The following is a 26,194-nucleotide window of genomic DNA, read 5'->3' on the forward strand; positions in this document are numbered from 1 at the left end:
TAAATTTATTTTTTTATTGATTATTAATTAAAAAGAAATTTATTCTTGTTGTCATTTTTCCTTTATCGATGCACAGAACATAAGAAGATTAATAAAAATCTGTAAGTCACCATAATTAGCTAGGGAAAAATGAAAGTATGAAAAAGAGATATGATACGCGCAACACCTCCGGCGCAGGTCTTAAGAAGCGTCTGTTTTTCACCAGTATGTTGAATATCAATACTGTGTTATTACTCGGGGCGACGGCAACTCCGATGCTAACCTATGCGGTGGGTGTAAATGACACTACCTCGTTTGCTATTCCAGCGGGGGACTTGCAAAAAGGATTATTGGCGATTGCTGAACAAAGCAAACAGACCATTTCTTTTAATCCTGCACTGGTGGTGGATTATCAAAGTGCCGCGTTAGTGGGCAACTACTCAACCCGACAGGCTGTTTTAAGTCTGCTACAAGGCACACCACTGGTATTAATCACCACGGATAATGGTACGCTGACCATTGTTTCGTCCCGATCTCAAGATGTGGATACGGCAAAATCCGATAATAAAACGCTGCCGGGTATTACGGTCAGCGCTGCGGGGGAAGAGGGATTTTTATCCTCAAACACGGCAACAACACGTAGCGGTGCACCTTTACAATTGACACCACAGTCTGTGGCGGTCGTTAACAGTGAGGTTATGCGTAAACAATCGGCTCAGACAGTGAGTGATGTATTACGCAATGTTTCCGGCGTGACGGTGATGCCCAGTTCGCTGGGATCCTCCAGCGTTAATATTCGCGGATACCAGGCCAGCGTTCTGGTTGAAGGGTTTAATGCGTCGTCCAGTAGCACGCCATTGGATTTCCCTGCTATTGCACTTGAGTCGGTTGAAGTCCTTAAAGGACCGGGGGCAATTCTGGTGGGATCAAGCTCTCCGGGCGGCGTTGTCAATATTGTGCGGAAAAAACCTCAGGCTGAAGCCAGAAATGAAATAAACATCGGCTACGGTAGTTATAATGAGCACCAACTCGGTCTTGATAGCACTGGCGCATTAAATGATGACGGACGCTTAAGTTATCGGGTTATCACCTCGGGAAGTAAAAGTGATCGCAATGCGGCACATTACGATGGCAAAAAAGATTTTTATTTTGCGCCGTCACTACGCTGGAAAGATGACACCACTGATTTTACGTTGAGTTTCAGCCGTAATGTCCGAACCACGCCATTTAACCCTTACACGGTGATGTACCACGGTAAACCCTGGACCGGGAACCTTCCTGAGCCATTGGGACGCAAAGATGACAAACTGACCCTGCGGCAAAATGTTTTCAGTTACAGTCTGGAACAAGTGCTGTCTGACCACTGGACATTTTTCAGTAAAGCAACCTATGACGATAGCCAGTCTTATCAATATGGTTGGTATAATGGGCTCGAATTAGCAGAGGATATGACGGTCTGGCTCAATACCTTTAGTCAGGGAGGCGAAAGCCGTGCGTTAGATACCGAAAACTATCTGAAAGCGAAGTATGAATGGGGGGATTTAGCCTCTACCAGCATTGTGGGTGTCTCTGCATCGCGTACCAATTCGGTGACCTATCAGGCGTTGTCTTTTGGTGACTGGTATAATGTCCCTATCCAGCAACCTTTGCCGGATTTGCCATCGGCGAAAGCACCTTATCGAAAATACTATGGTGAAAGCCGACCACTTGGCGCTTTCCTACAGCAGAACGTGGATTACAACGACTGGCATCTTACCTCCGGTTTGCGTTATAGCAGCGAGTGGCACGGTGTGTTCAATCATAGTGAAGCCAGCGACAGTGAGAGGGAAGAGGTCTGGTCGCCTTCCGTTGGGCTATTGTATGAAATCACCCCCTGGGTTGCTATTTATGGTAATTACATTAAAGGCTATCAACCCCCTTCCTACCGAAAAAACAATGGTGATCTGCTTCCTTCCCAGATCAGTAAACAGAATGAAGTGGGGCTAAAATTTGATTTGCTTGATAGCCGACTAAGCATTACCACGGCGGCTTATCGAATCAGATTCAATAATTATCAATATTTTAGTTATACCTCGGAGGATTATGTCTCGGGGCCGGGATATTCCAGTGAGGGATTTGAGGTCGATGTTCAAGGGAACGTATTACCTGGGCTGGATATTATCGGCCACTATAATTACGGCAAAACGGATTTCAGCGTGGATAGCGATGCGCATGAAGCATTACCACGTCATCACGCCAGTCTGTGGGCAAACTATCAGTTCCAATCGCCCCAGCTTAGCGGGTTTTCTGCTGGTGTGGGGTTGACCTATTCCAGTGCGGCAAACATGGATCGCCAGAAAGCGTACACCATTCCTGCTCAGCTACAAACCGATGCCAGTCTGGCCTACATCTATGGTAAATACGGTCTGAATTTCACGGTTAAAAATCTCTTTAATCAGGATCTCTACGTCTCATCACTTGGTGGCGAACCGCAGTTTGTACCATTGCAGCAACCGCGCTCGTTTTTGCTGACCGCCAGTTATCAGTTTTAATCTGATCAATGTGGGGCTGGAGCTTATCTCTGAAGCCCTGCTTGTCCATCATGCTGTATAGAGATCCACTATGTTCAAATCTTTTTTCCCCAAACCTAAGTCGTTTTTCCTTTCAGCCTTGATATGGAGTACGTTTTGTATTTCCGTCTGGTACGGTTGGGTTCGTGATGATGTGGGGATCGCAAACAGTTCGTTGCCGACGAATGTCAGTCGATTTATTTCGTTACCCTACCTGTGGTTTTATGGTTACTACCTGATCTCGGTGGCGTTATTTTCCATCTTTTGGTTTTTGGTTTATCCCCATCGCTGGCAGTATTGGTCGGTACTCGGTTCAGCATTAATTATTTTTATGGCTTATTTTTCAGTGGAAATCGGCGTGGCGCTGAATGCCTGGTACGGGCCTTTTTATGACTTGATTCAAAAAGCGCTGGTTACCCAAGGTTCGATAACCGCGTCGGCATTATATCAGGAGGTTTTTACCTTTCTCGGAATCATTATGCTTTCTGTTGCGGTGAGCGTTTTGAATCTGTTTCTGGTCAGCCACTATATTTTTCGCTGGCGAAGTGCGATGAACGAATACTACATCACTCACTGGCAGATATTGCGCCATATCGAAGGTGCAGCGCAGCGCGTGCAGGAAGATACTATGCGCTTTGCCACGACGCTGGAAGGACTGGGGATTAATTTGATTAATGCCATTATGACGCTGGTGGCGTTTCTTCCGGTGCTCATTACGTTTTCTCCACATGTCCCTACTTTACCGATACTGGGTGATATGCCTTATGGCCTGGTGATAGCCGCAGCAATATGGTCATTGGCAGGAACGGGACTGATTGCCTTGGTGGGTATTAAATTACCTGGTCTGGAATTTAACAATCAGCGAACGGAAGCCGCCTATCGGAAAGAGTTGGTGTACGGTGAAGATCATGCAAATCGCGCTGATCCGCTAACCGCCGCCGAATTTTTTAGTGCCGTCAGAAAAAATTATTTCCGACTCTATTTTCATTACACCTATTTTAATATCGCAAGATTCCTCTATCTGCGAGCGGATAGCATTTTCAGCTTAATTTTACTGTTCCCAGCGATTATCGCCGGGACGCTTACTCTGGGCCTGATGACGCAGATTACCAATGTGTTTGACCGGGTGCGTGATTCCTTTCAATATTTGATTACCTCATGGTCGACGATTGTTGAGTTGCTCTCCATTTATAAACGGTTACGGGCTTTTGAGGCGATAATCGATCAGAAAAGCGATGATGTTATTGCAAAAAATGGAACATCTCATTCAATAAATCCCGATTTTTCCCGGTGATGTGTGGCGTATAGTGAATAGCATATATCAATGAGCCGTTGCCGGCGATAAACCACGCACGGTTGCCAGCAGGAGAAAGAGAATGGATCAGGAATATGTTGTTGTACAAAATCCTATCGCACCACAGCGGTTGTTTTTACTTTTTCACGGTGTGGGTGATACCGCGACTGGGATGGCACCAATCGGCCACTATTTTGCGACTGCTTTTCCTGACGCGTTGGTTGTTAGCATTGGCGGACCATTCAGTACGGGATTCGGCGAAGGGCGCCAATGGTTTTCCGTGCAGGGCGTGACAGAGGAAAATCGGCTATCACGCATTGAAGCGGTGACCTCGCGCTTTGTTGAAACGGTACGGTCCTGGCAGCAAAAAAGCGGCGTGGATTTTGCCCGAACCACGCTGATTGGTTTCTCGCAGGGGAGCATCATGTCACTGGAAGCGTTAAAGTCGGAACCTAAACTGGCCGGACACATTGTGGCCTTCAGCGGACGTTTTGCGGTATTGCCCGATAATGCATTCAGCGATGTGGTCGTTCATTTGGTTCACGGCGAGGCCGATGGAGTCATTGTCGTCGATCATGCACGTGCCGCGGCGCAACGTTTTAAAACGCTGGGGACGAAGTTCACATTGGATACCGTGCCGGGTGTCGGACATGGCATCGATCAGCGCATGCTGAATCACGCATTGGCATACCTGAAATAAGCAGGTCTTTCTCTATACCGAAAGATGCTGGTCGAAAGAATCCCTAGACGCTTACTTGGGTAAGTGCCTGGGGATTTACGTCTTAATCTCTGCTGGTGCAACCCTTTTTATTTTTAGCTTATTGTCGATGCGTATTCTAATCGCGTATCAGCAATGTGTTTTTATTTTTTTAAGGCTGGATTTTTATCGGGTTATATTTTTTTTGATGATTATTTTATCCATGTTTTAAATTGTTTAATCCATATTTAAATGTCGGTTTGTCCGTGGAAATATCTTTATTTGTGCCGAAGGATAAATATTTGCCTTCTTTTTTCCGATATAACTATATCGTCCTTATGGAAAAAGAGGGTGTGACATGTTTAAACGTATTAAAGTGATTACCATCCTTATTATTGTCTTGTTTATATTAGGGATATCTCAATTTTTCACCGGCGCGTTATCGGTTCGGGCGCTGATTAACGACAAAGAGGGGTTTCTTGTTTCTCAGCGTTCTAACCAGAATGTTGCCGCATTTACCGATGCATGGATCATGATGAATCAGACGCGCATTGCTATCGGTTCCATTGTACAAAATATGATGATGGGGAATGCGGATAAGGAGGGCATGCAGGCACTCTTGCAGCAAGCGAAGTCACAGTTGGCCGCATCGGAGAACAGCTATAAACAGTACCTGTCAATTCCTAACCCTCCGGGAATGGATGAAAACCTTGCTAAAAAACTTGAGGATAGCTACAGCGCGTATCAGAAACTGCTCAATGATATTATTGATGCGCTTTCCGCAGGCCAGGCGGGATCGGCGATGAAGTTGCATAACGGGGCGACGGCACTTAATGTCACGATGCAGGACGCCTATATTGCGTGGCGCGCGGCACAAAACCAGCTATCTGACGAGGGGCTACGGAAAAATAATCTCGCCTTTGAAACGATGTTGTGGCTATTGGGCGCAACGACGGTGATCGTTGTCCTGGCGATTATTCTCAGTTGGATCGGGTTACAGCGTATTTTATTGCAACCACTACACGCATTAATGCGACATATTAGTGCCATCGCCGAGGGTGATTTGACGTTGCCTATTAGCGCTAACGGGCGTAATGAAATGAGCCAGCTTGCAGAGGGATTACGCCATATGCAACAGTCATTGATCAATACGGTGGGCCTGGTTCGCGATAGTTCACACGCTATCTATTCGGGAGCCAGTGAAATTTCGGCTGGCAGTAATGATCTGTCATCCCGTACCGAACAGCAGGCGGCATCATTGCAGGAAACTGCGGCCAGTATGGAACAATTGACGTCCACCGTGAAGCTGAATACGGACAATGCCCGACAGGCGGCCGAACTGGCAAAAAATGCTTCGGAAACGGCAGGGAAAGGTGGGGCTGTCGTGGAGAATGTGGTGAAAACCATGAACGATATCTCGGATAGCTCGCAAAAAATCGCTCACATCACCGGCGTGATTGATGGCATTGCTTTCCAAACCAATATTCTGGCGCTGAATGCGGCGGTGGAAGCGGCTCGTGCGGGAGAACAGGGGCGTGGTTTTGCTGTGGTGGCGGGTGAAGTGCGAACGCTGGCACAGCGTAGCGCACAGGCGGCAAAAGAGATCAAATCGTTGATCGACGATTCGGTCAGCCGAGTCAGTACGGGGTCGGCACAGGTTAACGAAGCGGGCGATACAATGAAAAAAATCGTCGACGCGGTGAGCCAATTGACGGATATCATGGGCGAAATCGCCTCTGCGTCGGACGAACAAAGCCGCGGTATTGATCAGGTGGGACAGGCGATCACCGAAATGGATCGCGTTACGCAACAAAATGCCACGTTGGTGGAAGAATCGGCTTCTGCCGCCGCCGCATTGGAAGAGCAGGCCAAATTTTTGCAGAACGCGGTTGAGGTGTTCAACATTAATCGGGCGACAGCGCAGGCACATCGTGTCGAGAGCGGTCCTTCTCCTGCTGCATTACCGACATCGCTATTGCCCAAACCTACGTCTGGCAGATCATCGAATGCGAATTGGGAAATGTTTTAACCGAGGTGTTGGGTTGAAACGTATAGCACAAACAAATCAATGCAGGCTGTTATGGCCTGCATTGATTTTGCTGGCAATAACCCGCTTTAAACGCGTTCGACGATCATGGAGATACCTTGACCACCGCCGATGCACAGCGTCGCTAATCCCAACGTTTTGTTATAGTTATGCAGCGCGTGTACCCGCGTGACGAGAATGCGTGCACCGCTTGCGCCGATAGGGTGACCCGCTTCAATCGCGGCAACGGCTTTCTGCTGTGATGCCAGCGCCACCCGATCTTGCTCTTCACGCGTGAGCCGATAGGGCGCGGCGCTCATGTTTTCCATCCCGCCCGTCACGCAGACCTGATTGTCACCGGATAGGATAGACTGTGCGCCCAGCACGACGGCCTTCAAATAAATAAGAACGGAAATGGCTGGCATCAATGACTTTATTATTCATTGCGTGTTTACTCTGAAAGTTATTTCTCTGAAAATGGCCGCACGATTCCCCATAGGTAAATAAATACCTGTTAATCGTGGCGGCAAATTTGTGTTATTTAGAAAATAGGGTGGGGAATATATAAATCCCACCCGTTTCTCTGTTATCGAATTAAATATTGATATCCAGTATGGCCGAACTTAATCCCTTGCCGTGCATATCCAGCGCCAGCGAGCGGGTGACACCGCCGCCGAGTGCGCCGTACATGACGAAGTTCAGTGCGCCAATGCTGGGTAACTCATAGCGAACGACATCGCCTGTTACGATATCGGCAAACCAGGATTTCACTTTTTCGGCAGTGATCTTTTCTTTCAGTACGTCGTAATCTTCCGCACGGTAGGCAATGAGCGAAATATTGGAGGTCTTGCCTTTATCGCGCTGACTGAAACGGATAATTTCACGCGCGCTGCTCAGAAAATAAATCTCTCTCAGCCTGCATTCAGTTCCCGCATGCTATTTGCCGATAGTTTTTATCTGATTTGCCAGCACTCGCACCTGCTGGCGCAGCGTGACAGTGTTGATGTCGCCGATGTAGCGCAATACCCGTTTGTCGGGTTCTGCAAAGGCACTAGCATTCGGCAATACACCGATCAGCTTATCGAGCCGGAGGGCTTTAACTACGTGCTTGAAGTGCGTTAGTTGACCACCATGATGGGGCTGGTGGCAGCAAATTATGGTGTGAGTCTTGTGACGGGGCTGACGCGGTTTCAGTTTCAGCACAAAGACATTGCGATTATTCCGTTTAGGGATTTATCACTACAGCGTGGCATCTATCTGGTGACGGATAAAGAACGCCAATTGTCGGTGTGCGCGAAAGAGTTTTATGATTTTCTTCTGGAGCGGGCGGAAAGTTTTGTTCCCGCAGCGTGAGAATCCAAACCGCCCGCAGCGCGGGACTTCGCTCGCGTGCAGGTAGTTTGGCGATGACCGATGTCAGGGCTTTTTCTGCGGCCAGTCGTCGTCTTCATTGTCCCATTTATCGTTGTTGTCACGATGCGGGGGCAATTTCGGTTTGTTGAGCAGAAAACGCGTATGGTCAACGTTGCGCAATTCTTTGATGCCGTTAATCAGCATGCCTATCAGGACAATCAGAATTATCCACCAGTAATCAGCCAGCCATGCCATGGTTACGCCTCATCAACGTTATGAATGTAACGGGTAAACAGTTGCGGCAGGTGCTGGCAGAGCCAGTGGTAGCCCGCAATATCTTCGTCTTGCCAGGCAGCAAGGATGAGATCCGGCGTAAGCTGTTCTTCCGCATACTGTGCTAATGGATAATAGCTGATATGCCAGGGTTCGGCTGCGACACCGCCGAGATCGTGTGCATAAGGCCGATAAAAACCGTATTCATGCATATGCGCACTCAGCCATGCACTCAGAGCGGTAAAATAACCGCCTTCTTCATATTCCCACGGTTCCAACTGGAGCGAGCTGCCTGCGGGTAATAAATCAGGATCGTAAATATCCAGATCGCTGCCCCAGTGGTGACGACTGGAACCGGGCATCGCAGACCAGCGCAGAATTGCCTCACAGCGTGCACTTTCGTCCAGAGATAACACGTCCAGCGGCTGGCTGTTGGCATCCATGACGGGACGTTCGCCGCGAAATTTGCCATTCCAGATCTGGCGCTGGCGCTCGAAATCACGAAACGTACTGGCAGGCTGTAGGTTAAACCCTGCCGCTTTGGCCGCCTGCTGTAGCGCCCGAAACGCGGTTACCGCCTCTGGCTGAAGACGATGGCGACCATGTAAAGCGACTAAATGCTGGTCGCTTTTACCGGTTAACATAGCTGGCGTCATCATGCGATGAGCTGCTCCATAATGCGCTGGTACATCCGGCTCAGCAGTTGCAGATCTGCTGCGCTGACGCATTCGTCCACTTTATGGATTGTGGCGTTGACGGGGCCTAGCTCAACCACCTGTGCGCCCATGCGGGCAATGAATCGTCCATCGGAGGTGCCACCATTGGTCAGAAGTTCTGGTGTAACTTCATTGTAATGTCCGACGGCATTCACCACGGCATCGACCAGTTCGCCGCGAGCGGTCAGGAATGGCTGGCCGGAGAGCTTCCAGTCGATGGTGTAATTAAGCTGGTGGCGATCCAGTAATTCTGCGACGCGTTGCTGGATTAACACATCGGTTAATTCGGTGCTGAAGCGGAAATTAAACTGTACAAACAGCTCACCGGGGATGACGTTATTACTCCCCGTACCCGCCTGAATATTGGCTATTTGCATGGTGGTTGGCGGGAAGAATTCGTTGCCCTGATCCCACTCGGTAGCGATCAGTTCGTTGAGTGCCGGTGCTGCGCGGTGAACGGGGTTGTCTGCCAGATGAGGATAGGCAACGTGCCCTTGTACGCCGTGTACGCGCAAATTCGCGGTGATAGAACCCCGACGGCCGTTTTTGACGACATCGCCCACGGCATGCGTACTGGACGGCTCGCCGACCAGACAATAGTCCAATCGTTCGTTGCGCGCCATCAGCGCCTCAACCACTTTTACCGTGCCGTTAACGGCGCTGGCTTCTTCGTCCGACGTAATCAGGAACGCGAGACGCCCTTGATGATTCGGGTGGGCGGCGACAAAGCGCTCGGCGGCAATCACCATCGCGGCCAGTGAACCTTTCATGTCTGCCGCGCCGCGGCCGTACAGCATGCCGTCACGAATGATGGGCTCAAACGGCGGGTGCTGCCAGTGGGTTTCATCGCCGCTGGGAACCACATCGGTGTGTCCGGCAAAGGCCAGCGTTTTTCCCGCGCCGCGCCATGCCCAGAAATTTTGGGTATCGCCAAAATCCATCGCTTCGACGGTAAAGCCGATCGCCGTCAGGCGTTCAATCATGAGTGCCTGGCAGCCCTCGTCATTTGGGCTGAGGGAAGGGCGTTTAATTAACTGTTGAGCGAGTTCTATGACTGGGCAAGACACGTTATTTGTTCTCCGCAATAAATTTCTGATAGCTGTCGATACTGAATCCAAGTAGTGCATTGCCGTCATCGGCAATCAGCAACGGTCGTTTAATCACTGCTGGCTGTTCCAGCATCAGATTTTTAGCAGCCTCTGCGCTGTCGCGGGTATCGCTGTTGATCCGTTCACGCTGTTCTTCGCTGAGCTTACGCCAGGTCGTCCCGCGTGTGTTGAGTAAGGCCTGAAACCCCAGTTGATCGATAAAACGCTGTAGCAGTGGTTCATCCAGACCGTCGGCACGGTAATCATGAAAGTGGAACGCTACCTGTTGATCCTCCAGCCAGCGGCGCGCTTTCTTTATAGTGTCACAGTTTTTGATGCCGTATAGGGTTAGCGCCATAGGGGTAAAATCCTTTCTGCTTATTAGGTTGCATGACGATTGCTGTACTGGACAGCGCGGCTTGGTGGAGCCTAATCGTGCGATAGCCCAGCATGCCGAAAAAAGGCGGGGAGATCTACTGTGAACTGTGTAGCAGAAATAGGCGGTAGTACGCTTTTTATACTTTCATAACACTTTTACCTGATTAAAAAGTGTGCGTATAATGCGTCGCCGTTAATCACCAAGAGGTTCGCATGGTAGAAGTAGAAGTGAGTACTTGGAAAGATTTTATTGAAGCAATGTTACGCAAATAATAACAAGAAGTACCGATAATCATTGCATACCAGGAATAAAATCATATGAAGAAGCAGTATTGAGTCTCTCAATGCTGCTTTTTTTCTATGTGAAAAGAGGAAACCTGAGTAAATAAAAGAGGGTATTATTAATTTTCTTATGAATTCTATTTTCTTTTTTTAATTCATATTGATAGTTCGTTAAGCGCAAATTTCGCGGCGGAAATTGCGTGAAGCTTGCTGGTATCAAAAAGAGGAACTTTCGCATCCTGAGCGCTGATTAACAGTGGGATCTCTGTACAGCCAAGAATGATACCTTCTGCGCCTTGCTGTTCGAGTTGCTGGATAATGTCCCGATACACCAGCCTTGATGCGTCATTAATGTTCCCCAGACACAGCTCGTCGTAAATGATGCGGCTAACAGCTTCTTTCCCCACGGGGTCGGGAACAATTACGTCTACGCCAAACCGTTCCTGAATGCGCTGACGATAAAAGTCTTGTTCCATCGTGTAGCGGGTTCCCAGTAAACCCACTTTCTTTACTCCGTGCTGTTTCAGGCTGGCGCCAGTGGCATCGGCAATATGTAGAAGAGGGCGCTGGCAGGCGCGTTCAACGTCATCAGCGACCTTATGCATGGTGTTGGTACAGATGACGATAGCGTCTGCCCCCGCTTGACGTAATCCTATGGCGATATTACCCAGCACGGTAGCGGCCTGCGACCAATCACCCTGTGACTGCAATTGTTCTATCTCGTGAAAATCGACACTGTGAAGGATGATCTTGGCGGAGTGTAGGCCACCCAGTTGGTTTTTCACATATTCGTTAATCATGCGATAATACGGGATAGTGGATTCCCAACTCATACCCCCAATCAAACCCAGCGTTTTACTTACCATCGCGTCTCCCTTCGATATCATAAAAAGTAATGAATCGGCCAGAACTGAACTCTCCGCGTTCTGCATTGGATTAAAATAGGGCAACCGGATTATCCGGTATACATTTTTAGCGATTTTTATCACTTTTTATCCAACTTCAACTGGACAAAAGGTCAATCTATTGTTGTACTGTACCTGACACAGATTTTGTGTCTTTCATTCATGTAAAGGTAAGTTTGATGTCTAAGATTAAAGGTAGTGTTAAGTGGTTTAATGAGTCCAAGGGCTTCGGTTTCATTACTCCAGAAGATGGTAGCAAAGACGTGTTCGTACACTTCTCTGCCATCCAGAGCAATGGTTTCAAAACTCTGGCTGAAGGTCAGCGTGTAGAGTTCGAAATCACTGACGGTGCCAAAGGTCCTTCTGCTGCTAACGTTAACGCTATTTAATTATACCGATTTCGTGAAAAACCCGCCGATGGCGGGTTTTTTTTTATTTGTGCGCCGGGCATGGCGCGTAGCGCCTTGACGGGCGCTGTCCGTTGACTGTAGTGGTCAAGGGGCGACTTGGCGGTGAAAGTCCTCTACACACCCGGCAAGGGGAAGTGTTAGCCGAACGGCAAGGGTGCCCACCGCGAGGTGGGATCTGAAGGAAGCTGAAGGCAAAATGCTGGCCTGACGAACAGGAAGCAGTTTAGGCGGCACAGCGGGGTAAGGTGGCAAATATCATCAAAGCCCAATACTTGCACAGAACGCTGTGACGTAAAGCTGACAGGCATAAGCAGGAAGGTCGCGCGAATTACCCCGGGAGGGCTGCACGTTTGCTTCAGGGCTACCGAGCGTCGAGAGGCGACGGGATGAACGTGCAGCAGTCAGCCGAAGCCGTAGTAGTGCTGCATAACTGGCAGCATGAAGGGCTGAACATGATTAACCGTGATTAGGACACCGATACTCGATGGGAATTAATGAGGCACAAGCGCAGAGCACTGCGGCCAGCGGCAGAGGAGACGGACAGTATCCGTCAGTGCTGCATGAGGGTGCTGAAATCCCCACGGCGGTCGGTGGGCAAACGAAAGCGGAAATGCCGTTGACGATGGAAACGGTGATAACGAGAGAGAACCTGATGCTGGCCTATCAGCGCGTGGTGGAAAACAACGGCGCGGCAGGGGTAGATAACCTGAAAGTGACGGAGTTGAAGCCGTGGCTGAAACAGAACTGGGCGAGTATCAGGCAGGCATTGATTACGGGCGCCTACCAGCCGCAGGCGATACGCAGAGTGGATATCCCAAAGCCGGACGGCGGCGTGAGAACCCTGGGTATCCCGACGGTAGTGGACAGGCTTATCCAGCAGGCGATAGCACAACAACTCAGTCCGGTCGTGGAGCCGCACTTCTGCGAATCGAGTTACGGGTTCAGAAGTAACCGCAATGCGTGGCAGGCAGTGCAACAGGCACAGCGCTACATACAAAGCGGGAAACGCTGGGTGGTCGATCTGGATCTGGAAAAGTTCTTTGACCGGGTGGATCATGACATTTTGATGTCACGTCTGGCGAGGCTGTCAGGGATAAACGGCTGTTGAAACTGATACGTCGCTACCTTGAAGCGGAAATGACGAACGGGTGCGAGACAGAGAAGCGAGGTAAGGGAATGCCGCAGGGCGGACCGTTGTCGCCGCTACTGTCGAACATTCTGCTGGATGAACTGGATAAAGAACTGGAGCGTCGAGGTCACAGCTTCTGTCGCTATGCGGATGACTGCAACATTTACGTGAGCAGTCGCAAAGCAGGCGAGCATATCTTTAGGGCAATCAGGGTGTACCTGAGAGACATACTGAAGCTAAAGGTCAATGAGCAGAAGAGTGCGGTGGCGCGACCGTGGGAGCGTAAGTTCCTGGGATACAGCGTGACACGGCACAAACAGACCCGACTGAAGATCGCAGGGAGCAGTGTCGAGAGGCTGAAGGAGAAGATCCGTAGCCTGACGACAGGGCACGCGACGAAATCAGTGAAAGGCGTAATCAATGAACTCACACCGATACTGCGAGGCTGGATGAGCTACTTCAGATACACGGAAGTAAAAGGAGTTCTGGAGAAGATTGACGGCTGGGTCAGGCGTAAACTGCGCAGTCTACTGTGGCGGCAATGGAAACGAACGTATACGCGAGCCCGAATGCTAATGCGAGCGGGCTTGTGTGAAAAGCGAGCGTGGAGGTCGGCGAGTAACCAGCGAGGAGCGTGGTGGAACGCGGGGTCGAGTCACATGAATGATGCGATAAAGACGGCGCAGTTCAGACGACTCGGCTTGATATCACTAGTGGAGCAGCAACGGCAGTTCCAGAGTTAACATGAACCGCCGTATGCGGAACCGCACGTACGGTGGTGTGAGAGGACGGCGGGAGTAATCTCGCCTCCTACTCGATTCCACGTCATGTCAATGTGTTGTCACCCACGTGACTAATGCAAACGCCAGTGCAGTCATAAGCAATGAACCCACCAGATTCAACAGTATGTGCAACCCCGCCGCAGCCACTTGTCCGCTTTGCAGGAACATGACAACCTCTGCCGAAAAAGTAGAAAATGTCGTTAGGCCGCCGCATAGCCCGGTGGTGATCAATATTTTCCAGTCCTGATCGAGATGAGGATGGCGCAGGAAGTAGGCTAACGCGCCGCCAATAACAAAAGCACCAATCAGGTTGGCAAGCAGTGTGCCCAAAGGTAGCGCCGGGTACAGATTGTTAAACTTCACTCCCAACTGCCAGCGTGCGACGCTACCGACCCCACCACCAATAAATACCGCGAGTAATGTACTAAACATAGAAACCTTTTTTGGATTGCTTTTACCTAGATTGTTTTTGCAATCTCGAAGAGCGTTGGGCAGGGGGCTACGCCCTCTCTGCGAGATGGCCGTAGACATCATTAGCCGACTGGCGGTTGTACCCTGTGCGTTAGGATGCCAGCATTTTGGCTGCGCGAGGGTAGGGAGGAATGTCATCTCCGCGTAGTGGGGAAAGTGTACGCCGTCAGAAAATTTTTTTGTAGTGATGCTGAGGTGAAAGTTGTAAAGCAATCTGAATACGTGTGAAAGCGCTTTTGCCGCGTCTTACTTTGTTACAGATGGAGATTGTGTCCTGCTGCGTAAGGTTTTAGATAGAGGACATAAGGTACAACGTGTTTTCTCAACAAAAATCGTTCTCGTTTGCTGGCGTTTCCAGCCTCTGTAATCAGGTAGGTTTGTATGGAAGGTATCAGTATTGCCAAACTGTTGGTGATTGGCGCATTAATCATTCTGCTGTTCGGTACGAATAAACTTCGTAGCTTAGGCGGTGATTTGGGCGCGGCGATTAAAGGCTTCAAAAAGGCGATGAATGACGATCAGCCTGCGAAGGCGGATGATACGACCGCGCTGAATGATTCGTCTCGTAAAGAATCCTGATGGCACACCACACAAAAAAACGGACGGCAATGGCCGTCCGTTTTCTATTCCACACAAAAAATATGTAAAAAACTATGAGCGCTTATTTTACTTCGATGCCTTTTGCCTGTAAGTCAGCATGGTAAGACGAGCGAACAAACGGGCCGCAGGCCGCATGGGTAAAGCCCATCGCCATCGCTTCGGCTTTCATCTCATCGAACTCATCCGGGCTAACGTAGCGTTGTACTGGTAGGTGATGGCGGCTCGGCTGTAAGTATTGCCCCAGCGTCAGCATTGTTACACCGTGGCGACGCAGGTCGCGCATGACTTCCACGATTTCCGCATTGGTTTCCCCCAATCCCACCATCAGGCCAGATTTGGTGGGGATGTCGGGATGCGCGCTCTTGAAGTTTTCCAGCAGCTTCAGTGACCATTCATAGTTTGCGCCAGGGCGAACCTGACGATAAACGCGCGGTACGTTTTCCAGATTGTGGTTGAACACATCCGGCGGCGTGGCGGTCAGGATCTCTAACGCGCGATCCATACGACCGCGGAAGTCTGGCACCAGCGTTTCGATACGGATATTCGGATTCTTGCGGCGAATGGCGCTAATACAATCGGCAAAGTGCTGAGCTCCACCGTCGCGCAGGTCATCACGGTCAACGGAGGTAATCACGACATAGCGTAGACCCATGTCATGGATGGTCTGTGCCAGTTTCTCAGGCTCATTGGCATCCGGCGCAATCGGGCGGCCGTGGGCAACGTCACAGAACGGGCAGCGACGTGTACAAATGGCACCCAGGATCATGAAGGTAGCCGTGCCGTGGTTGAAACACTCTGCCAGATTCGGACAGGACGCTTCTTCGCAAACTGAGTGCAACCCGTTTTTGCGCATGGCCGCTTTGATTCCCTGTATACGGCTCGAATCCGCTGGAAGTTTAATCTTCATCCATTCAGGTTTGCGCAGAATCTCTTGGCGTTCGGTAACGACGGTACGTACCGGGATTAGCGCCATCTTATCGGCATCGCGGTATTTGACACCGCGTTCGATCTGAATCGGTTTACTCATGTTTGCGTAAGTTCCAGTTCTGAATCGTTTCTTTAAATTTGTTATCCAAATTCAAAGGATTATGTTTTTGGTTAAACTTTTTTTTAAAAAACTCTAAAAATTATATCATCTTGCCTAACCACAATCAGCCCTTGCACGATCAAAATGAAGAAATTATGTGAATAAAATGTAATTTATCAAAAAGCGATCGTCTAACTGACAGATTTTTATTGACAGGATGAATCACGTCAACCAGAAAGTGGCTCACCCTGCGTGTCTAGATTCCACGGGATAAATTCGGGTGCGGAATAGCCGACTAACTGCAAAAAGGTGTTCACTAGCACGGACGCGGTATCATCCAGCGTGACGCCTGGTACTAGATCGCTTAGCTGCGTCATCTCCATACCGGCGTAACCACACGGGTTGATGCGCAGGAAAGGAGAGAGATCCATGGCGATATTCAGCGCCAGCCCATGAAAAGAGCAGCCTTTGCGAATACGTAGCCCCAGCGAACAGATTTTACGCTCACCCACATAGACGCCGGGCGCATCAGGGCGCGCATGGGCTTCGACCTGGAAGTGTGCCAGTGTACCAATTACGGTATCTTCTATCGCGGTGACGAGTTGGCGTACGCCGAACTTACGGCGCTTTAGGTCAATCAACACGTACATAACCTGCTGACCGGGGCCGTGGTACGTCACCTGACCACCTCTGTCGCTCTGAATCACGGGAATATCGCCGGGCATAAGGATATGTTCGGCTTTGCCTGCTTGGCCCTGCGTGAATACGCGGGGATGCTGAACCAGCCAAATTTCATCTGGGGTTTTATCATCACGTCGGTCGGTGAAATTATGCATCGCCAGAGAGACGGGCTCATACGGCTGTACGCCAAATTGGCGTACGATGATCTTATCCTGTAGCAAGTGTGTCATCTTCAGGTTAAGGAAAGGTGGGGGGATTATAACGGCGGGAGGCCTCAGCGAACAGCACGTTGCAAAATTATGTCGTGCTCTACCGGTTTTCCCGCTCGTTTTTTTTCAGAACGCGATTGCCTTACAGAACCATGCGCACGATATCGATGTTACCCAGCTCTTCATACAGCGTTTCCACCTGCTCAATGTGAGTCGCAGTGATGGTGATGGAAACCGAATGATAGTTCCCTTTGCTGCTGGGTTTGATCTGCGGGGTGTAGTCGCCAGGCGCATGACGCTGTACCACTTCAACGACCAGATCGACTAACTCCGGTTTTGCCTCGCCCATGACTTTGTAGGTAAAAACACAAGGGAATTCAAGCAATTCGTTTAATTTGGTTTTCATTTGCGCTCCAGAAAAGGTAATACATCGGCATTATTCCGACGGTATTAGCCACGATATAATGACATTATACTAAAAAATATAACTCCCGCGTTGTGCGGGAGTTATGGATGGTATTTATATGGGGGCGTTTTGACCCCATACAAGAGGGGGATTAGCCGAACCAGTGATGGAACATCAGTTTGATGTAGTCGATCATGCGGCCAAAGATCCCGCCTTCTTTCACTTCGTTCATGACGACCAGTGGGCGCTGATCGATGGTTTTACCATCCAACTGGAAGTTGATAGAACCCACAACCTGGTTTTTGGCTAATGGCGCATGCAGTTCCGTGTTGTCCAGCACATAGCTGGCTTTCAGATCTTTCATACGGCCACGTGGAATGGTCAGGTAGGCATCTTTCTCCACGCCTAGCGCAACGCGGTCGCTATCGCCAAACCAGACGGGTTCAGACGCGAATTCTTTACCTGCTTTCAACGGCGCAACGGTTTCAAAGAAGCGGAAGCCCCAGGTTAGCAGTTTCTTACTTTCTGATTCACGCCCTTTAGCATTGCGTCCACCCAGTACCGCCGAGATCAGGCGCATCTGACCTTCTGTTGCCGAAGCGACCAGATTAAAGCCCGCTGATGACGTATGGCCCGTTTTGATGCCATCGACATTCAGGCTGGAATCCCACAGTAAGCCGTTCCGGTTAGGCTGGCGAATATTGTTGAACGTGAACTCTTTTTCTTTGTAGGTTGCGTACTCTTCTGGCACATCGCGGATCAGCGCCTGACCGATCAACGCCATATCACGTGCCGAACTGAACTGACCCGGCGCATCAAGACCGTGTACGGTTTCAAAATGGGTGTTTTGCAGCCCCAGCGCTTTCACGTAACCGTTCATCAGGTTGACGAAAGCATCCTGGCTGCCTGCAACGTAGTCGGCCATCGCGACACAGGCATCGTTACCAGATTGCAGGATAATACCGCGATTCAGTTGGGAAACAGGAACACGGTCGCCTGGCTTCAGGAACATCAGGGAAGAGCCCTGGAAAGTCGGATTACCGGTTGCCCACGCATCTTTACTGACGGTAACGATGTCGTTCGGGCCGATTTTTCCTGATTTAATCGCCTGACCAATAACATAGCTGGTCATCATTTTCGTTAAGCTGGCTGGATCGCGGCGCGTGTCGGCATTCATTTCCGCCAACACTTTCCCAGAGTTGTAATCAATCAGGATGTAGGATTCAGCATCGATTTGCGGGACGCCGGGGATCATCGTTTTAAGATTGATATCTTCGGCATAGGCAAAGGAAGAGGCACTAATGACGAGCAGTGCGCCAAGCGCAGTACGCTTAGTAAAACGAGACGTGTTTACAGTATTCATGATTGGAACAACAACATCCGTGGGTATAAGTTAAAAAACGAGCCACACTATAGCAGATGAGGAATGGGCAGGCATCAGGCATTACGTTACGTGATTTTGCAAAAGGGCGGTATGTTCAATGCCATAGCCGCCGCTTTCGCTGCGTGAGCCTGCCGATTATCCGTGACTAGAGCGTACCGGGTGCGGCGGTGATAAACGACTGCTGCTGAGCTTCGACTGACAAACGTTGTTGAAGTTCAGCGGCTTGCTGACGATTCTGGAATGGTCCCAGTTGGATACGGTACAGCCCACCACTCGCGGTGACCTTACCCGCCACGTGGAAGCGTTCACTCAGGCTACGCTGCCAGGTTTGCGCGCGCTGCTGATCGCTCAGTGCACCGACTTGAACCACATAGCGACCCGCGGTGGAAGATGTTGCAGCCACAGGAGCGGCAACCGTCGCCGCTGGCGCGATGTTCATTGGCGCAGCAGCGGGTGGTGTTGATGTTGGCGTTATGCTGGACTCAACCACGCCAGCACGCAACGCGGAAGGCGCACCCAAAAAACCGCCGCTGTGCGATGGCGTGCTGCTCGGCGGTTGCATGCTTTCTGCTGGCGCACTCAGGCTGCTATTACTGATCGGGCGCACGGCGCTATTGGGCGTGGGGGAAGTGGTTTCCATCATGGGTGTACCCAGCCCGCTGGCACCGAAGCTCGGACGTTCCGGCAGAGCGAAGCTTTGCTTGGCGACGGTGGTGCCCACGGTTCCGGGACCGGAAAGCGTGCCGTCTGGCGCGACGTTGATGAAATCCACTTTCACTTTGGTATTGTTCGAGATATTCAGCCGATCGCCTGCGGCCTTCGACAGATCGATAATCCTGCCCGGCGTATAGGGCCCGCGATCGTTGACGCGTACAACCAGACGGCGGCCGTTGCTCAGGTTGGTGACGCGGACATAGCTTGGCAGTGGCAGCGTTGGGTGAGCGGCCGTTATCGCGTTAGGGTCAAACGTTTCGCCGATTGACGTGCGGTTGCCGTTGGCCTCCTCGCCGTACCATGCGGCTAAGCCTGTCTCACTAAAGTTTTGTGGATCTTTGACAATTTTATAGCTCTTGCCTTTGACGCTGTAGTCTTGCAACGTACCCTGATTGTAGGGTTCATAACGCGGTTCCGCGCCGCCAATCTCTTCCGTCGGGCCGCTGTAAACCTGTGTAACGGGCGGTGCAGGCTGCCGCTGTTCCGTTGTGGTACAGGCCGCAAGCGCCAGAGTTGCTACGCCGACCCAAAGCCAATCCTTACGCATCGCTCACCTCGTATTATAAATTCTTGGATAGCAGTTTGCGGTGAGTATGTATCGACATGACGATACCGAATCCCGCCATTAAAACGACCAGCGCCGATCCGCCGTAGCTGATTAGCGGTAGCGGTACGCCAACGACGGGAAGTATACCGCTGACCATCCCGATATTGACGAAAACATAGAAAAACAGAATTAACATCAGCCCGCCGACCATCACTCGGCCGAACGAGGTTTGCGCATTAGCGGCAATGACCAGACCGCGCATAATCATGAACAGATACATCGCGAGTAGAATCAAGACGCCGATTAATCCAAGCTCTTCTGCTAACACAGCAAAGATAAAGTCAGTGTGCCGCTCCGGCAGAAACTCTAACTGAGACTGTGTGCCATGCAGCCAGCCTTTGCCAGACAGGCCACCTGAGCCTATCGCAATTTTCGACTGAATAATATGGTATCCCGCACCGAGCGGATCGCTTTCTGGATCGAGCAGCATCATGACCCTGGCACGTTGATAATCGTGCATCAGGAAGAACCAGAGTATCGGAATAAACGCGGCGAGTAGCAGCACGGCGATGCCAATCAAGCTCCAGCTCATACCCGCGAGAAAAAGCACAAACAGGCCAGATAATGCAATCAGGATCGAGGTGCCTAAATCCGGCTGTGCGGCAACCAGCAGCGTAGGAACAAAAATCAGGATCAACGCGATCGCCGTATTTTTTAGCGACGGTGGACACATATCACGGTTAATAAAACGGGCAACCATCAATGGCACGGCGATCTTGGCTATTTCCGATGGCTGGAAGCGGATAAAACCTAAATCCAGCCAGCGCTGTGCGCCTTTACTTATTTGTCCGAAAATATCTACGATAAGCAGCAAAATGACACAAACTACATAGAGGTAGGGAGCCCAGCCTTCATAGACGCGAGGCGGAATTTGCGCCATCACGATCATTACCGTAAACCCTAGCACGATTTGAACGACTTTTCGCTCCATCATGCCGACGTCCTGTCCGCTCGCGCTCCATAAGACAAATAGGCTATAGCCCAGCAGTGCCAGGATGCAGAGAAGAAACGGGAGGTCGATGTGGATTTTCGCCCAGAACGAACCCTTTTGTTGGCTATCGGTCATGAATGTCTGTTACTCACTCTCGCTACCCGGCGGCGCAGGCGGCGCGCTGGGTAAATCGGTATTGTTATCACCCAGCAGGATATGATCAAGGATCTGGCGAGTGATAACGCCCACGGTCGGACCCGCCCCACCGTTTTCCAGAATAATCGACATCGCGACTTTTGGATCCTTATACGGGGCAAAGGCGACCATTAATTTATGGTCACGCAGATGCTCTGCGATCTTATGCGCATTATAGGTTTCGTTTTCTTTCAGGCCGAAAACCTGCGCCGTACCGGATTTTGCCGCGATCTTATAGGGTGCATCATCGAAACTCTTGTGTGCGGTGCCGTTAGCGCGATTCGCTACGCCATACATCCCGTCCTTCGCCACTTCCCAATAGCCAGAGTGGATATTGCCAATCTGCTGATTCTCAGTCTGTCGGAAAGGCACGATAGCGCCATTTTCCCGTGAGCTATAAAGCAGGTGTGGCGTTTTGACCTGGCCGTCGTTGATGAGCGTGACCAGTGCCTTATTCATCTGGATAGGTGTTGCCGTCCAGTAGCCTTGGCCAATCCCGACGGGGATCGTATCTCCCTGATACCAGGGTTTCTTAAATCGCCTGAGTTTCCACTCACGGGTTGGCATGTTGCCAGCGCTTTCTTCCGAAATATCAATGCCGGTTTTCTCGCCATAACCAAATTTATTCATCCATTCAGATAGGCGATCGATTCCCATGTCATAAGCGACCTGATAGAAGAAGGTATCCGCAGATTCTTCCAGTGATTTGGTGAGGTTAAGACGGCCATGTCCCCATTTTTTCCAGTCGCGGAAGCGCTTTTCGGAGCCGGGTAATTGCCACCAGCCAGGATCAAACAGGCTAGTGTTAGTGGTGATAACGCCAGCCGTCAGGGCGGAAACCGCGATATAGGGTTTAACGGTGGAGGCCGGAGGATAAATGCCCTGCGTTGCACGATTGATCAATGGACGATTGGGATCGTTTTGTAGTTTGGTATAATTTTTGGTGGAAATCCCGTCGACAAACAGATTGGGGTCGTAACTGGGCGTGGAAACCATCGCCAGAATACCGCCGTCGCGTGGATCGGTGACAATGACGGCGGCGCGGCTACCTTCCAGCAGTTTCTCGATGTAGATTTGTAGGCTCAGATCCAACGTTAGATAAATATCACGCCCAGCCTGCGGGGGCTGTTCGTGGAGTTGGCGGATCACGCGGCCGCGGTTGTTCACTTCAACTTCTTCATAACCGGGTTTGCCGTGCAGCAGGTCTTCGTAATGACGTTCGATACCGAGCTTGCCAATATCACGCGTGGCGGCGTAATCGGCAATTTTTTCTTCTTTGGTCAGCCGTTCTACGTCTTTATCGTTAATTTTGGAGACATAGCCCGTGACATGCGTTAACGCAGAACCGTAAGGGTAATAGCGGCGTTGATAACCTTTAACTTCCACGCCAGGAAAGCGGTATTGGTTGACGGCAAAACGGGCGACCTGAATCTCATCAAGCCCAGTTTTTACTGGAATGGAGGTAAAACGGCGTGAACGCTTGCGTTCTTTTTCAAAATTTTCCAGATCGTCATCGGTCAAATTAACGATGGGACGTAGCGCTTCCAACGTTTCTTTCAGGTTGTCGACTTTGTCAGGCACCAGTTCTAATTGGTAAATGGTGCGGTTCAACGCCAGCGGCGTGCCATTACGATCGTAGATAATGCCGCGGCTGGGCGCGATAGGAACCAGCTTAATACGGTTTTCGTTAGAGCGAGTGCGATAGTCATCGACACGCAAAATTTGCAGATGATAAAGATTAACGACTAATACACCAGAAAGCAGCAAAATGCCCAGGAAGGCTACCAAAGCACGGCGCACGAACAGAGCGGACTCCGCCGTATAATCACGAAAGGGTTTGCGTTCTACTTTCATCCAGTGTTATTTCACATGTTTCATCATATCGCCTTACTCCCGATGGTAAGGGTGATTAGTCGTAATGCTCCATGCACGATACAGGCTCTCTGCCACCAGTACGCGAACGAGAGGGTGCGGCAGCGTTAATGGCGAGAGCGACCAGCTTTGTTCCGCTGCGGCTTTGCATTCTGGCGAAAGCCCTTCTGGCCCGCCAATCAGCAGACTGACATCGCGCCCATCCTGTTTCCAGCGCTCAAGCTGCTGCGCCAACTGTGGCGTTTCCCAGCGCGTACCTGGAATATCTAGCGTAACAATACGGTTGCCTTTGCCCACCGCAGCCAGCATCTGTTCGCCTTCGCGCTCCAGAATGCGTTTAATATCCGCATTTTTACCCCGCTTCCCCGCCGGAATTTCGAGTAATTCGAAAGGCATGTCCTTCGGGAAGCGTCGCAGATAATCGGTGAAACCAGTCTGCACCCAGTCGGGCATTTTGGTGCCAACGGCGACCAGTTGCAGTTTCATGCTAGCCCCACAGTTTTTCCAATTCGTACAACTGACGGCTTTCTTCTTGCATGACATGAACCATCACGTCACCTAAATCGACAACAACCCAGTCAGCGGCGTTTTCACCTTCTACTCCGAGTGGGATCAAACCCGCGGCGCGTGAGGATTGCACGACGTGATCGGCAATAGACGCGACATGGCGCGTAGAGGTGCCCGTACAGATAACCATGTAATCGGTGATGCTGGACTTGCCCTGGACGTTGAGTGCAACGATATCCTGGGCTTTTAAGTCATCGACCTTATCAATAACGAAGTCTTGGAGTGCTTGACCTTGCAAAGGTTCCCCCTCAATCGCGTTCTGTCAGTCACTGATGAACGCGTGTGGCGCTGAATGGTTTAAGAAAAAGGTAAATCACCGAATAATTGCCGAAAATTCCCGCTTTTCCCGGTGATTGAAACCAGCCGCGGAGTATATCACGCACTTTTGCCGAGTGGTATAAAGCCCGTGGCTGATGGATGGGAAAACCTGCGCTATTGGTACAGGCCGTGTTCGTCGATGTAGTTGAGTACGATGGGAGGCAATAAATCGTGACAGTCCAGACCGTGCTGTCGCCGTTGGCGAATCTCCGTGGCAGAAATGGTGACCAGTGGGGTGTCTGCCAAAAAGATTCGCCCGTGTGATTGCTGATGAAGATCGTCCGGCGTGTGCGTCAGATGATCGTCCAGCCACTTTTGTAATTCGGGAGTTTCCATCGCCGAGCGATAGCCGGGGCGAGCGCACACCAGCAAATGGCAAACGCTGAGTAGATCTTGCCAGCGGTGCCAACGATGTAGCGTCAGCAGTGAGTCCTGTCCGATGATAAATCCCAGCGGCGTATTAGAGCCTTTTTCCGCCCGCAGTGCTTCCAGTGTCTCGATGGTATAGGAGGGGGTTTGTCGCTGTAGTTCTCGATCGTCCACGGTAAAGAGTGGATTATCTTCAACGGCCAGCTCAGCCATATGAAAACGCTGCCGAGAGCTGGCTTCGGGCTGCTGTCGGTGCGGTGGAACATTATTGGGCATCAGGACGATGTTAGTCAGTCCCACGAGTTTTGCCAGCGCGGTCACCGGTTGAAGGTGGCCATAATGAATGGGGTCGAACGTGCCGCCAAAAAACGCGGTCAGCGATGGCGCTGTGGGTGACATATTCAGATGAATGCCTCCGGCAAGGCCTTGCCGCACAGCAGCATGGCAAGCGATTCTAGTTCAGACCAAACGGACTGACCATAGTCTTGCTTTAGGGTTATTTCCACCTGCGTCAGTAATCGCACGGCCTGCTGTAACTGCTGAAGGGAGAGCCGCTGTAATGCCTGAGTGAGCAGATCACGCCGGTTTTGCCACACTTTTTGCTGATCGAATAACGTACGTAGTGGCGTGTCTGACATGCGCCGTTTCAGCGCCAACAGCTGTAGTAGCTCGCGCTGTAGCGTGCGCAGCAAAATGACAGGTTCGCAATCTTCCTGTTTTAGCTGCTGCAAAATGTGCCAGGCGCGTTTGGCTTTACCTGCCAACAATGCATCAAGCCAGTGGAAAGGCGTGAAGTGAGCGGCATCGTTTACCGCATTTTCTACGCGTGGCAAGGTCAGCTTGCCATCGGGATACAGCAGCGCTAGCCGTTCTAATGCCTGAGACAGTGCGAGAAGGTTGCCTTCATAGCAATAGCAAATGAGCTGCGTGGCCTGTTCATCCAGCGTCAACTTCATGGATTTGGCTCGCTGAGCAACCCAACGGGGAAGCTGTGTTTGTTCTGGTGTCAGGCAATTGATATAGACACTGTCTTGTGCCAGCGCTTTAAACCAGGCGCTGTTTTCCTGCGCTTTGGTCAGCTTATGACCACGCAGAATCAACAAAATATCCGGGTGCAATAATCCAGAGAGCTTAACCAGATTTTCACCCATCGCGGCATTCGGGCCGTTTTCCGGCAAGACCAGTAAAAGCGATTGGCGTGAGGCAAACAGGCTGAGCGCCTGACAGGTACTAAAAATCGCATCCCAGTCGGTATGCAGATCCAGAATGAAGCTGAAATGCTCGCTGAATTCGTGCTGTTGAGCGACGCGCTTGATGTTATCGAGACTTTCTTGCAGCAGGAGCGGGTCTGAACCAAAGACTAAATAACAACCGCGCAGCCCCTCATGGAGCTGCGCGGTGAGTTGTTCGGGGTAAAGCCGAATCATGAACGCTTAGTGGCAGTAGGTGAATCAGTGGACTGCAACCGATTTTTGACTTCCTGACTACCGTTTATGGTCAGCAATTTACGCACCAACTGTTGGGCAGCCTGCTCTCGCATTTCCTGACGGACGATGTCCTGTTCGGCATCTTTCGCCAGTGCAGCCAGCGGGTTATCAAAGAACGTGCGGAACACTGTCACGCTGATCGGATAAATATCTTCGCCCGGCATCAGCACCTGCGCCTGCAACGTCAGCACCATCTGGTACTCCGCTGTTTTACCGTCCTGAAAAATAGAGACGGTATCGCGCGTTTCGCTTGAGCCCAGTACCCGCAGAGACGGGATATCCTGACGCGTCGCATCGTCAACAATTTTTACATCGCTGAGACGGAGCTGCTCGCGTACCGCACGTGTTAGCGGACCATAAGGGTCATTGCTGTCGACGACGAGTGTTTGTAACTGCGCAGGCACTTGTGTCGTGCCGCGCAGATGAAAACCGCAGCCAGCGGTGATTAACACCGCCAGCCCCAGCAACAACGTGAATAGACGATGTCGCACAGTT

28 protein-coding genes, 3 pseudogenes and 1 riboswitch are annotated in these 26,194 nt (G+C 50.8%); of the genes and pseudogenes, 10 read left to right on the forward strand and 21 right to left on the reverse strand.

What is annotated here, in order from left to right; translation table 11 throughout:
• The first annotated feature begins 137 nt into the window (after positions 1–137).
• The 4 genes from AACH44_RS05790 to AACH44_RS05805 all read left to right on the forward strand — a co-directional run bounded on the left by AACH44_RS05790 (position 138) and on the right by AACH44_RS05805 (position 6,548).
• Positions 138–2,510 carry a TonB-dependent siderophore receptor gene (locus AACH44_RS05790; protein ID WP_261848208.1) on the forward strand — a complete coding sequence of 791 codons (2,373 nt, stop codon included), beginning with the start codon at positions 138–140 and terminating at the stop codon, positions 2,508–2,510.
• 70 nt (positions 2,511–2,580) lie between these two features.
• The gene (sbmA, locus tag AACH44_RS05795; RefSeq protein WP_261848209.1) at positions 2,581–3,822 is read left to right on the forward strand and encodes a peptide antibiotic transporter SbmA; all 1,242 of its coding nucleotides are present in this window, start codon (positions 2,581–2,583) and stop codon (positions 3,820–3,822) included.
• Positions 3,823–3,904: 82 nt separating this feature from the next.
• Positions 3,905–4,522, forward strand: coding sequence for an esterase (gene ypfH / locus AACH44_RS05800; protein WP_261848210.1), 618 nt, complete (start codon positions 3,905–3,907; stop codon positions 4,520–4,522).
• A gap of 355 nt (positions 4,523–4,877) precedes the next feature.
• The gene (locus AACH44_RS05805) at positions 4,878–6,548 is read left to right on the forward strand and encodes a methyl-accepting chemotaxis protein (protein WP_261848211.1); all 1,671 of its coding nucleotides are present in this window, start codon (positions 4,878–4,880) and stop codon (positions 6,546–6,548) included.
• A gap of 86 nt (positions 6,549–6,634) precedes the next feature.
• Here AACH44_RS05805 and AACH44_RS05810 read toward each other — a convergent pair.
• From AACH44_RS05810 to AACH44_RS21190, 3 genes and pseudogenes are all read right to left on the reverse strand, one after another.
• A pseudogene (locus AACH44_RS05810) lies at positions 6,635–6,787 on the reverse strand (acetyl-CoA C-acetyltransferase); the annotation flags it as partial.
• Positions 6,788–6,889: 102 nt separating this feature from the next.
• Positions 6,890–6,970, reverse strand: a pseudogene (locus AACH44_RS05815) (hypothetical protein); the annotation flags it as partial.
• Between the two features lie 169 nt (positions 6,971–7,139).
• The gene (locus AACH44_RS21190; protein ID WP_425606647.1) at positions 7,140–7,460 is read right to left on the reverse strand and encodes an AtuA-related protein; all 321 of its coding nucleotides are present in this window, start codon (positions 7,458–7,460) and stop codon (positions 7,140–7,142) included.
• On the opposite strand from AACH44_RS21190, the pseudogene AACH44_RS05825 reads away from it, so the two are divergent.
• A pseudogene (locus AACH44_RS05825) lies at positions 7,407–7,898 on the forward strand (LysR family transcriptional regulator). The gene AACH44_RS21190 and the pseudogene AACH44_RS05825 sit on opposite strands and share 54 nt — an antisense overlap.
• A 63-nt stretch (positions 7,899–7,961) precedes the next feature.
• Here AACH44_RS05825 and AACH44_RS05830 read toward each other — a convergent pair.
• The 4 genes from AACH44_RS05830 to AACH44_RS05845 are packed head-to-tail and all read right to left on the reverse strand — an operon-like array spanning position 7,962 to position 10,333.
• The gene (locus AACH44_RS05830) at positions 7,962–8,153 is read right to left on the reverse strand and encodes a YpfN family protein (protein ID WP_261848213.1); all 192 of its coding nucleotides are present in this window, start codon (positions 8,151–8,153) and stop codon (positions 7,962–7,964) included.
• Positions 8,154–8,155: 2 nt separating this feature from the next.
• A complete protein-coding gene (locus AACH44_RS05835; RefSeq protein WP_261848214.1) occupies positions 8,156–8,830 on the reverse strand; it encodes a M15 family metallopeptidase in 675 nt (224 codons plus the stop codon).
• A complete protein-coding gene (dapE, locus tag AACH44_RS05840; protein ID WP_261848215.1) occupies positions 8,827–9,954 on the reverse strand; it encodes a succinyl-diaminopimelate desuccinylase in 1,128 nt (375 codons plus the stop codon). The genes AACH44_RS05835 and dapE overlap by 4 nt, the downstream gene beginning before the upstream one ends.
• Before the next feature lies 1 nt (position 9,955).
• Positions 9,956–10,333, reverse strand: a complete 378-nt coding sequence (locus tag AACH44_RS05845; protein ID WP_261848216.1) for an ArsC family reductase — start codon at positions 10,331–10,333, stop codon at positions 9,956–9,958.
• A gap of 233 nt (positions 10,334–10,566) precedes the next feature.
• On the opposite strand from AACH44_RS05845, the gene ypfM reads away from it, so the two are divergent.
• A complete protein-coding gene (gene ypfM, locus AACH44_RS21195; RefSeq protein WP_137739554.1) occupies positions 10,567–10,626 on the forward strand; it encodes a protein YpfM in 60 nt (19 codons plus the stop codon).
• A gap of 164 nt (positions 10,627–10,790) precedes the next feature.
• Here the strand turns inward: ypfM and AACH44_RS05850 are convergent, their stop codons facing one another.
• Positions 10,791–11,501, reverse strand: coding sequence for an aspartate/glutamate racemase family protein (locus AACH44_RS05850; RefSeq protein ID WP_261848217.1), 711 nt, complete (start codon positions 11,499–11,501; stop codon positions 10,791–10,793).
• 218 nt (positions 11,502–11,719) lie between these two features.
• Between AACH44_RS05850 and cspE the strand changes: the two genes are divergently transcribed.
• The 3 genes from cspE to AACH44_RS05865 all read left to right on the forward strand — a co-directional run bounded on the left by cspE (position 11,720) and on the right by AACH44_RS05865 (position 13,822).
• On the forward strand, positions 11,720–11,929 hold the full coding sequence (gene cspE, locus AACH44_RS05855; protein ID WP_005976270.1) for a transcription antiterminator/RNA stability regulator CspE: 210 nt from the start codon (positions 11,720–11,722) through the stop codon (positions 11,927–11,929).
• Positions 11,930–12,434: 505 nt separating this feature from the next.
• Positions 12,435–13,058, forward strand: a complete 624-nt coding sequence (locus AACH44_RS05860) for a reverse transcriptase domain-containing protein (RefSeq protein WP_338659246.1) — start codon at positions 12,435–12,437, stop codon at positions 13,056–13,058.
• A complete protein-coding gene (locus tag AACH44_RS05865; protein WP_338659245.1) occupies positions 13,055–13,822 on the forward strand; it encodes a group II intron maturase-specific domain-containing protein in 768 nt (255 codons plus the stop codon). Before AACH44_RS05860 ends, AACH44_RS05865 begins: the two co-directional genes overlap by 4 nt.
• An 87-nt stretch (positions 13,823–13,909) precedes the next feature.
• On the opposite strand, the gene crcB is transcribed toward AACH44_RS05865, so the two are convergent.
• The gene (gene crcB / locus AACH44_RS05870; protein WP_261848829.1) at positions 13,910–14,293 is read right to left on the reverse strand and encodes a fluoride efflux transporter CrcB; all 384 of its coding nucleotides are present in this window, start codon (positions 14,291–14,293) and stop codon (positions 13,910–13,912) included.
• Between the two features lie 85 nt (positions 14,294–14,378).
• Positions 14,379–14,483, reverse strand: a riboswitch (Fluoride riboswitch).
• Between the two features lie 230 nt (positions 14,484–14,713).
• Here crcB and tatA point away from each other — a divergent pair.
• Positions 14,714–14,911 carry a Sec-independent protein translocase subunit TatA gene (gene tatA / locus AACH44_RS05875; protein WP_261848830.1) on the forward strand — a complete coding sequence of 66 codons (198 nt, stop codon included), beginning with the start codon at positions 14,714–14,716 and terminating at the stop codon, positions 14,909–14,911.
• A gap of 82 nt (positions 14,912–14,993) precedes the next feature.
• On the opposite strand, the gene lipA is transcribed toward tatA, so the two are convergent.
• From lipA to lptE, 12 genes are all read right to left on the reverse strand, one after another.
• Positions 14,994–15,959, reverse strand: a complete 966-nt coding sequence (gene lipA / locus AACH44_RS05880; protein ID WP_261848831.1) for a lipoyl synthase — start codon at positions 15,957–15,959, stop codon at positions 14,994–14,996.
• 227 nt (positions 15,960–16,186) lie between these two features.
• Entirely contained in the window at positions 16,187–16,870 is a 684-nt protein-coding gene (gene lipB / locus AACH44_RS05885) for a lipoyl(octanoyl) transferase LipB (RefSeq protein ID WP_261848832.1), read from the reverse strand.
• 121 nt (positions 16,871–16,991) lie between these two features.
• The gene (ybeD, locus tag AACH44_RS05890; protein WP_005976281.1) at positions 16,992–17,255 is read right to left on the reverse strand and encodes a DUF493 family protein YbeD; all 264 of its coding nucleotides are present in this window, start codon (positions 17,253–17,255) and stop codon (positions 16,992–16,994) included.
• Positions 17,256–17,406: 151 nt separating this feature from the next.
• Positions 17,407–18,618: a D-alanyl-D-alanine carboxypeptidase DacA gene (dacA, locus tag AACH44_RS05895; protein WP_261848833.1), complete on the reverse strand. Its 1,212-nt coding sequence runs from the start codon at positions 18,616–18,618 to the stop codon at positions 17,407–17,409.
• A gap of 166 nt (positions 18,619–18,784) precedes the next feature.
• Positions 18,785–19,900 (reverse strand): endolytic peptidoglycan transglycosylase RlpA, encoded by a 1,116-nt coding sequence (gene rlpA / locus AACH44_RS05900; RefSeq protein ID WP_261848834.1) that lies wholly within the window; start codon positions 19,898–19,900, stop codon positions 18,785–18,787.
• Between the two features lie 13 nt (positions 19,901–19,913).
• The gene (gene mrdB, locus AACH44_RS05905; protein WP_107168308.1) at positions 19,914–21,026 is read right to left on the reverse strand and encodes a peptidoglycan glycosyltransferase MrdB; all 1,113 of its coding nucleotides are present in this window, start codon (positions 21,024–21,026) and stop codon (positions 19,914–19,916) included.
• 9 nt (positions 21,027–21,035) lie between these two features.
• Complete coding sequence (gene mrdA / locus AACH44_RS05910) at positions 21,036–22,940, reverse strand: peptidoglycan DD-transpeptidase MrdA (protein WP_261848835.1); 1,905 nt, start codon at positions 22,938–22,940, stop codon at positions 21,036–21,038.
• A gap of 33 nt (positions 22,941–22,973) precedes the next feature.
• Entirely contained in the window at positions 22,974–23,444 is a 471-nt protein-coding gene (rlmH, locus tag AACH44_RS05915; protein WP_005976291.1) for a 23S rRNA (pseudouridine(1915)-N(3))-methyltransferase RlmH, read from the reverse strand.
• Position 23,445: 1 nt separating this feature from the next.
• The gene (gene rsfS / locus AACH44_RS05920) at positions 23,446–23,763 is read right to left on the reverse strand and encodes a ribosome silencing factor (RefSeq protein ID WP_261848836.1); all 318 of its coding nucleotides are present in this window, start codon (positions 23,761–23,763) and stop codon (positions 23,446–23,448) included.
• Between the two features lie 194 nt (positions 23,764–23,957).
• Positions 23,958–24,611, reverse strand: coding sequence for a nicotinate-nucleotide adenylyltransferase (gene nadD, locus AACH44_RS05925; protein WP_261848837.1), 654 nt, complete (start codon positions 24,609–24,611; stop codon positions 23,958–23,960).
• Positions 24,612–24,613: 2 nt separating this feature from the next.
• On the reverse strand, positions 24,614–25,639 hold the full coding sequence (holA, locus tag AACH44_RS05930) for a DNA polymerase III subunit delta (protein ID WP_261848838.1): 1,026 nt from the start codon (positions 25,637–25,639) through the stop codon (positions 24,614–24,616).
• Positions 25,636–26,190, reverse strand: a complete 555-nt coding sequence (lptE, locus tag AACH44_RS05935; protein WP_261848839.1) for an LPS assembly lipoprotein LptE — start codon at positions 26,188–26,190, stop codon at positions 25,636–25,638. The genes holA and lptE overlap by 4 nt, the downstream gene beginning before the upstream one ends.
• Positions 26,191–26,194: the final 4 nt, after the last annotated feature.

Source organism: Pectobacterium araliae (assembly GCF_037076465.1).
GTDB classification, from domain to species: domain Bacteria; phylum Pseudomonadota; class Gammaproteobacteria; order Enterobacterales; family Enterobacteriaceae; genus Pectobacterium; species Pectobacterium araliae.

Coding starts and splice junctions, on each gene's coding strand:
- AACH44_RS05790 (WP_261848208.1), top strand. CDS start 138: ATGAAAAAGAGATATGATACGCGCAACACCTCCGGCGCAGGTCTTAAG.
- sbmA (WP_261848209.1), top strand. CDS start 2,581: ATGTTCAAATCTTTTTTCCCCAAACCTAAGTCGTTTTTCCTTTCAGCC.
- ypfH (WP_261848210.1), top strand. CDS start 3,905: ATGGATCAGGAATATGTTGTTGTACAAAATCCTATCGCACCACAGCGG.
- AACH44_RS05805 (WP_261848211.1), top strand. CDS start 4,878: ATGTTTAAACGTATTAAAGTGATTACCATCCTTATTATTGTCTTGTTT.
- AACH44_RS05830 (WP_261848213.1), bottom strand. CDS start 8,153: ATGGCATGGCTGGCTGATTACTGGTGGATAATTCTGATTGTCCTGATA.
- AACH44_RS05835 (WP_261848214.1), bottom strand. CDS start 8,830: ATGATGACGCCAGCTATGTTAACCGGTAAAAGCGACCAGCATTTAGTC.
- AACH44_RS05845 (WP_261848216.1), bottom strand. CDS start 10,333: ATGGCGCTAACCCTATACGGCATCAAAAACTGTGACACTATAAAGAAA.
- AACH44_RS05850 (WP_261848217.1), bottom strand. CDS start 11,501: ATGGTAAGTAAAACGCTGGGTTTGATTGGGGGTATGAGTTGGGAATCC.
- cspE (WP_005976270.1), top strand. CDS start 11,720: ATGTCTAAGATTAAAGGTAGTGTTAAGTGGTTTAATGAGTCCAAGGGC.
- AACH44_RS05860 (WP_338659246.1), top strand. CDS start 12,435: ATGGGAATTAATGAGGCACAAGCGCAGAGCACTGCGGCCAGCGGCAGA.
- crcB (WP_261848829.1), bottom strand. CDS start 14,293: ATGTTTAGTACATTACTCGCGGTATTTATTGGTGGTGGGGTCGGTAGC.
- tatA (WP_261848830.1), top strand. CDS start 14,714: ATGGAAGGTATCAGTATTGCCAAACTGTTGGTGATTGGCGCATTAATC.
- lipA (WP_261848831.1), bottom strand. CDS start 15,959: ATGAGTAAACCGATTCAGATCGAACGCGGTGTCAAATACCGCGATGCC.
- lipB (WP_261848832.1), bottom strand. CDS start 16,870: ATGACACACTTGCTACAGGATAAGATCATCGTACGCCAATTTGGCGTA.
- ybeD (WP_005976281.1), bottom strand. CDS start 17,255: ATGAAAACCAAATTAAACGAATTGCTTGAATTCCCTTGTGTTTTTACC.
- dacA (WP_261848833.1), bottom strand. CDS start 18,618: ATGAATACTGTAAACACGTCTCGTTTTACTAAGCGTACTGCGCTTGGC.
- rlpA (WP_261848834.1), bottom strand. CDS start 19,900: ATGCGTAAGGATTGGCTTTGGGTCGGCGTAGCAACTCTGGCGCTTGCG.
- mrdB (WP_107168308.1), bottom strand. CDS start 21,026: ATGACCGATAGCCAACAAAAGGGTTCGTTCTGGGCGAAAATCCACATC.
- mrdA (WP_261848835.1), bottom strand. CDS start 22,940: ATGAAAGTAGAACGCAAACCCTTTCGTGATTATACGGCGGAGTCCGCT.
- rlmH (WP_005976291.1), bottom strand. CDS start 23,444: ATGAAACTGCAACTGGTCGCCGTTGGCACCAAAATGCCCGACTGGGTG.
- nadD (WP_261848837.1), bottom strand. CDS start 24,611: ATGTCACCCACAGCGCCATCGCTGACCGCGTTTTTTGGCGGCACGTTC.
- holA (WP_261848838.1), bottom strand. CDS start 25,639: ATGATTCGGCTTTACCCCGAACAACTCACCGCGCAGCTCCATGAGGGG.